General features: G+C 69.5%; 5 protein-coding genes. All 5 read left to right on the forward strand.

Annotation, left to right across the window (positions count from 1 at the left end):
- The first annotated feature begins 425 nt into the window (after nucleotides 1-425).
- On the forward strand, nucleotides 426-1,061 hold the full coding sequence (locus PMI14_RS06690) for a YbhB/YbcL family Raf kinase inhibitor-like protein (protein ID WP_007851709.1): 636 nt from the start codon (nucleotides 426-428) through the stop codon (nucleotides 1,059-1,061).
- A 29-nt stretch (nucleotides 1,062-1,090) separates the two neighbouring features.
- Nucleotides 1,091-1,945 carry a helix-turn-helix transcriptional regulator gene (locus PMI14_RS06695; RefSeq protein WP_007851711.1) on the forward strand — a complete coding sequence of 285 codons (855 nt, stop codon included), beginning with the start codon at nucleotides 1,091-1,093 and terminating at the stop codon, nucleotides 1,943-1,945.
- A gap of 141 nt (nucleotides 1,946-2,086) precedes the next feature.
- A complete protein-coding gene (paoA, locus tag PMI14_RS06700; RefSeq protein WP_007851713.1) occupies nucleotides 2,087-2,749 on the forward strand; it encodes an aldehyde dehydrogenase iron-sulfur subunit PaoA in 663 nt (220 codons plus the stop codon).
- A complete protein-coding gene (locus tag PMI14_RS06705; protein WP_007851715.1) occupies nucleotides 2,746-3,696 on the forward strand; it encodes a xanthine dehydrogenase family protein subunit M in 951 nt (316 codons plus the stop codon). Before paoA ends, PMI14_RS06705 begins: the two co-directional genes overlap by 4 nt.
- A gap of 3 nt (nucleotides 3,697-3,699) precedes the next feature.
- Nucleotides 3,700-5,395, forward strand: a 1,696-nt coding sequence (locus tag PMI14_RS06710; protein ID WP_007851716.1) for a xanthine dehydrogenase family protein molybdopterin-binding subunit, incomplete at its 3' end; no start/stop codon positions are given.

The following is a 5,395-nucleotide window of genomic DNA, read 5'->3' on the forward strand; positions in this document are numbered from 1 at the left end:
CGAGTCCCGTCCACTCCGCCATTATGAAAGCCGATGCAAATTTCTGATTTGCATCGGCTTTTTCGTTGGCGATTTTGATTTATGGGCGTTCTCGGGTGCAAATGCACCGGGCAAATGTCTCGGAAGGTGGTGATGGCGCGGCTGCTTTTGCACTACCTTGGTCTTGCAGCGCGGTGCATCATCCGCATCGCTCCGTGCCTGCATTGACCTTGCCCGCGGACGGGCTCCTCGACTGCGACTTGGCTGTGCCAAGGGCAAGGGGAACCCTGCGAAGAAGAACCTGATGCCATCATGTTGACTGGATTGGTCGAGAGTTTGAGCGGATGAGGTGCATGCGCTGCGCCATGTGTCCCTAGAATTTCGGTGCGTCCCGGTACCTGTCGGCCACCGGATTCTTCACTGCCCATCCAAGGATGAGACCTTCCATGCAACTCACCAGCCACAGCTTCAAAGACGGCCAGGCCATTCCCGGCGAATTTGCCTTTGCCGTCCCCGATGCCGCATCGCATGTCGCGCTGTCGGCCAACCGCAATCCGCACCTCGCGTGGAGCGGCGCGCCGCAGGGCACGCAATCGTTCGTTGTGGTCTGCCACGACCCCGACGTGCCCAGCCGGGGCGATGATGTGAACCAGGAGGGCCGCGAAGTGCCCGCCACGCTGCCGCGCGTGGATTTCTTCCACTGGCTGCTGCTCGACATTCCGGCCGGCACCACGCAGATCGAGGCGGGCGCGCAGTCGGATGCCGTCACGGCGCGCGGCAAGAGCGGCCCGGCAGCACCCGGCGGCCTGCGCCATGGCATCAACGACTACACCGGCTGGTTCGCGGGCGACGAGCAGATGAAGGGCGACTACTACGGCTACGACGGCCCCTGCCCCCCATGGAACGACACGCTGGTGCACCACTACGTCTTCACGGTGTATGCCCTGGCCACGCCGACCCTGGCCGTCACCGGGCCGCTGACCGGTGCGAACTTGCAGGCGGCCCTGGCTGCGGCCCCGGTGCTGGCCCAGGCCCGCCTGACCGGTCTCTACAGCCTCAATCCTGCGGTACCTGCCGTTTGAGTGCCGCGGGGTCACGGCTGCCGGCCGCCATGCCAGGGGAGGGCGCCGGCAGGGACGCGGGCTGGTGGTTGCCGGCTGGCGCACCCGTGCTGCGGCGTGGGCTGTGCAGCCTGGCCCAGCCCTGCCTGAAGCAGCCGCAGTGCACGCCGCGTTTCCTGTTCCACGAGGCGACCCTGGTGCTGGTGGCGTCAGGCCGGCTGCAACTGGACGATGGCAGTGGTGGCCCGGCGGTGGTGGCGGATTCGCCGGCCTCGTTGCTGCTCGTCGGGCCCAACACCTGCGCAGAACTGGTGAAGACACCGAGCGGTGACGCGCAGCGTTTTCGCTCCGTGCTGCTCACGCTGTCGGCCGACCTGCTGGAGGCTTTCCACCGCGCCCGGCCACCGGGCGTGGCGGAGGTCGCTGCCGTTGCCGCACCTTGGCGGCAGATGCCGTTGGACGATGACCTCGCCGAGACCCTGCGGCAGGTGCTGGACAGCGCTGGCGCGGCGGGCGTGAGCGACGAGCGCCTGCGTTACCGCCTGATGGACCTGCTGGCTGCCTTCGCGGAGCGGGGCCATCTTTTCAGGGCGGCCCCGCAGCAGGGCACCGCTTGGCGTTTGCGCACACTGATCGGCGAAACGCCCGAACGCCACTGGACGGCGCAGGAGGCCGGGCGCGCGCTGGCGATGAGCGAGGCCACCCTGCGGAGGCGCCTCGCCCGCGAGCAGGTGCGCTTCGACGCGCTGCTGGTCGACATCCGCATGCACCATGCCCTGATGCTGGTGCAGACCACCTCCTGGAGCATCCCGCGCATCGCGCAGGCCTGTGGCTACCAGTCCCGCGCGCGCTTTGCCGAGCGCTTTCGTGCGCGCTTCGGCTACCTGCCCTCGGCCGTCCGCTAGGCGCGTCTCCGGTCCTGTATTTCCTGTGCCCTGGCCGCCGGGCGGCGGGCAGTCGTCCTACACCGATTCAGGACGCAGCCGCCATGGCAGCGCGTGCGCAAGCGCCCACCATGGGCCGACCCGCCCCCACAGGACCCAAAAATGCAACAAGCGACTGCGCTGCCGATATCCCGGCGCGACCTGTTGATCGCCAGCGCTGCCACCGGCGCGGCCACGGCGACCCTGCCCGCAGACGCCCAGACCACGGCGGCCCCCCAGCCGCCCGGCGTCGTCTTCCCGATTCCCATGGCCAAGGTCGCGTTCATCGTGAACAGCCAGCCGCGCGAGCTGGAGGTGGACACCCGCACCACGCTGCTCGACGCGCTGCGTGAGCACCTGCAGCTCACCGGCACCAAGAAGGGCTGCGACCATGGCCAGTGCGGCGCCTGCACGGTGATGGTGGACGGCCGGCGCATCAATGCCTGCCTCACGCTGGCCGTGATGCACGAGGGCGCACAGGTCACCACCGTGGAGGGCCTTGGCACGCCACGCAACCTGCACCCCCTGCAGGCGGCCTTCGTGAAGCACGACGGCTACCAGTGCGGCTACTGCACGCCAGGGCAGATCTGCTCGGCCGTGGGCGTGCTCGACGAGATCCGCCGCGGCATTCCCAGCCATGTGAGCGCCGACCTCACGGCACGGCCGCTGCTGTCGGCCGACGAACTGCGCGAGCGCATGAGCGGTAACATCTGCCGTTGCGGCGCCTACTCGAACATCGTGGATGCCATCACGGAAGTGGCTGGCATGGCGGGAGGCAAGGCATGAAGCCCTTTACCTACGAACGGGCGCAATCGCCCGCCGAGGCCGCCGCCGCCGTGGAGCGGGTGCCCGGCGCCAAGTTCATCGCGGGTGGCACCAACCTGCTGGACCTGATGAAGCTGCAGATCGAGAACCCCGTGCACCTGGTGGACGTAAACGCATTGCAGCTCGACCGCGTGGAGCCCGCGCTGGACGGCGGCCTGCGCATCGGTGCCCTGGTGCGCAACACCGACCTGGCGGCGCACGAGCGTGTGCGCCGCGACTATGCCGTGCTGTCGCGCGCCCTGCTGGCGGGCGCCTCGGGCCAGCTGCGCAACAAGGCCACCACGGCCGGCAACCTGCTGCAGCGCACGCGCTGCCCTTATTTCTACGACACCCACATGCCCTGCAACAAGCGCCAGCCGGGCAGCGGCTGCAGCGCCATCGGCGGGGTCACGCGCCAGCATGCGGTGGTGGGCACCAGCCCGGCCTGCATCGCCACGCACCCGAGCGACATGGCGGTGGCCCTGCGAGTGCTCGACGCCAGGGTGGAGACCGTGCGCGGCGATGGCCGCACGCGGGTGATCCCGATCGCCGACTTCCACCGCCTGCCCGGCACCACGCCGCAGGTGGAGACCGTGCTGGCCCCGGGGGAGCTCATCACTTCCGTGACGTTGCCCCGGCCGGTGGGCGGCACGCATATCTACCGCAAGGTGCGCGACCGTGCCTCGTACGCGTTTGCGCTGGTCTCGGTGGCGGCCATCGTGCAGCGCAATGGCACGGGCCGCATCGCCCTGGGTGGTGTGGCCCCCAAGCCCTGGCGGATGGAGGCGGCCGAGGCCGAGCTGCCCAGCGGGGCCAGGGCCACGATGGCCAGGTTGCTGGCCGGCGCCCAGCCGGGGCACGACAACGCCTTCAAGCTCGCACTGGCCGAGCGGACCCTGGCTGCCGTGCTGGCGCAGGCGAGGAGCTGACGCATGAAATTCGACACCCCCGCCACCACCAACCCCATCGACCAGCTGCGCTTCATCGGCAAGGCGACCGACCGCATCGACGGGCCGATGAAGACCAGCGGCACGGCGCCCTATGCCTACGAACGCCACGACGCCGTTGCCCGCCCCGCCTATGGCGTGGTGGTCGGTGCCGCGATTGCCAAGGGCCGCATCGAATCCATGGACCTGCGTGCCGCGCAGGGCTCGCCCGGTGTGATCACCATCGTGACCGCCAAGACGGCGGGCACCCTGGGCCAGGGCAAATTCAACACCGCGAAACTGCTCGCCGGACCCGAGGTGCAGCACTACCACCAGGCCATCGCCCTGGTCGTGGCCCATACCTTCGAGCAGGCGCGCGCGGCGGCGCAATTGGTCAAGGTGCAGTACACACGCATGCCTGGCCAGTTCGATCTTGCCGCCGCGCGGCCTTCGGCGCACCAGCCGCCCGAGCAGGATGGCTCGCCTGCCGACACCCGCAAGGGCGGCTTCGAGAAGGCCTTCGATGCCGCGCCCGTGCAGCACGATGCCACCTACACCACGCCCGACCAGTCGCACGCCATGATGGAGCCGCATGCCACCACGGCGGCGTGGACCGGCGACAAGCTCACCGTGTGGAGCTCCAACCAGATGGTCGACTGGAGCGTGGGCGACCTGGCCAAGACCCTGGGCATCCCCAAGGACAACGTGCGCCTGGTCTCGCCCTTCGTGGGCGGGGGCTTCGGCGGCAAGCTGTTCATCCGCGCCGACGTGCTGCTGGCCGCCCTGGGCGCCAAGGCGGCGCGCCAGCCCGTGAAGGTGGCGCTGCAGCGGCCCCTGATCGCCAACAACACCACGCACCGGCCCGCGACCATCCAGCGCATCCGCATCGGCGCAGCGAAGAACGGCAAAATCAGCGCCATCGCGCACGAGAGCTGGTCGGGTGACCTGCCCGAGGGCAAGCCCGAGACGGCCGTGAACCAGACGCGCCTGCTCTATGCCGGGGCCCACCGGCTCACGGCCACACGCCTGGCCGTGCTCGACCTGCCCGAGGGCAATGCCATGCGCGCCCCGGGCGAGGCGCCCGGCTTGATGGCGCTGGAGATCGCCATGGACGAGATGGCCTACAAGCTGGGCATCGACCCGGTGGAGCTGCGCGTGATCAACGACACCCAGGTGGACCCCGAAAAACCCGAGCGCCCGTTTTCGCAACGCCAGCTCATCGAATGCCTGCGCACCGGCGCCGCGCGCTTCGGCTGGGGCCAGCGCCGTACCGAGCCCGCCCAGGTGCGCGATGGCCGCTGGCTCGTGGGCATGGGCGTGGCGGCGGCCTTTCGCAACAACCTGGTGATGAAGTCGGGCGCGCGCGTGCGGCTCAGCCCACGCGGTGGGGTCACGGTGGAGACCGACATGACCGATATCGGCACCGGCTCCTACACCATCATCGCCCAGACAGCTGCCGAAATGCTGGGCGTGCCGATCAGCAAGGTGATGGTGCGCCTGGGCGACTCGGCGTTCCCGGTGTCTGCCGGATCGGGCGGGCAGTGGGGCGGCAACTCGTCCACTGCGGGGGTGTATGCGGCCTGCGTCAAGCTGCGCGAAGCGGTTGCGCAGAAGCTGGGCATGCCACCCGAGGCGGCCCAGTTCGCCGACGGCATGGTGCGCACGGGCGAGCGCTCCGTGCCGCTGGCCGATGCGGCGGCCG

The sequence above is a fragment of the Acidovorax sp. CF316 genome, assembly GCF_000276605.1.
In the GTDB taxonomy this organism is placed as follows: Bacteria; Pseudomonadota; Gammaproteobacteria; order Burkholderiales; family Burkholderiaceae_C; genus Acidovorax.

What these genes read in the sequence shown, in the direction of transcription:
- PMI14_RS06690 (WP_007851709.1), top strand. Translation starts at nt 426, where the DNA reads ATGCAACTCACCAGCCACAGCTTCAAAGACGGCCAGGCCATTCCCGGC.
- PMI14_RS06695 (WP_007851711.1), top strand. Translation starts at nt 1,091, where the DNA reads ATGCCAGGGGAGGGCGCCGGCAGGGACGCGGGCTGGTGGTTGCCGGCT.
- paoA (WP_007851713.1), top strand. Translation starts at nt 2,087, where the DNA reads ATGCAACAAGCGACTGCGCTGCCGATATCCCGGCGCGACCTGTTGATC.
- PMI14_RS06705 (WP_007851715.1), top strand. Translation starts at nt 2,746, where the DNA reads ATGAAGCCCTTTACCTACGAACGGGCGCAATCGCCCGCCGAGGCCGCC.